The sequence below is a fragment of the Aliivibrio finisterrensis genome (assembly GCF_008933155.1).
Lineage (GTDB): Bacteria > Pseudomonadota > Gammaproteobacteria > Enterobacterales > Vibrionaceae > Aliivibrio > Aliivibrio finisterrensis.
Genome location: NZ_WBVP01000093.1, coordinates 1 through 524, shown reverse-complemented (window position 1 = coordinate 524; position 524 = coordinate 1). Strand labels below are relative to the sequence as shown.

General features: G+C 48.9%; 1 protein-coding gene. It reads left to right on the top strand.

All coding sequences use genetic code 11. The features are described from left to right. Nucleotides 1-524, top strand: a 524-nt coding sequence (locus tag F8B77_RS17705; protein WP_425277998.1) for a prolipoprotein diacylglyceryl transferase, incomplete at both ends; no start/stop codon positions are given.

Genomic DNA, 524 nt, shown 5'->3' with positions numbered 1-524 from the left:
TTCCACTGACACCAACACCAATACCGCTTCAGACACAGCGGATAATGCTGGTGACACCAATACCGCTTCAGACACAGCGGATAATGCTCATGACACCAATACCGCTTCAGACACAGCGGATAATGCTGGTGACACCAATACCGCTTCAGACACAGCGGATAATGCTGGTGACACCAATACCGCTTCAGACACAGCGGATAATGCTGGTGACACCAATACCGCTTCAGACACAGCGGATAATGCTGGTGATACCAATACCGCTTCAGACACAGCGGATAATGCTGGTGACACCAATACCGCTTCAGACACAGCGGATAATGCTGGTGACACCAATACCGCTTCAGACACAGCGGATAATGCTGATGGCACCAATACCGCTTCAGACACAGCGGATAATACTGATGACACTAATACCGATACTGATGAGAGTAATGAGAGCCGTATTGCGGTATCAGGCTCGGCGGTTAAAGGTCCGATGGTTAATGCAAACGTAGCAATTTATCGACTAGATTTAAGCCAACCAG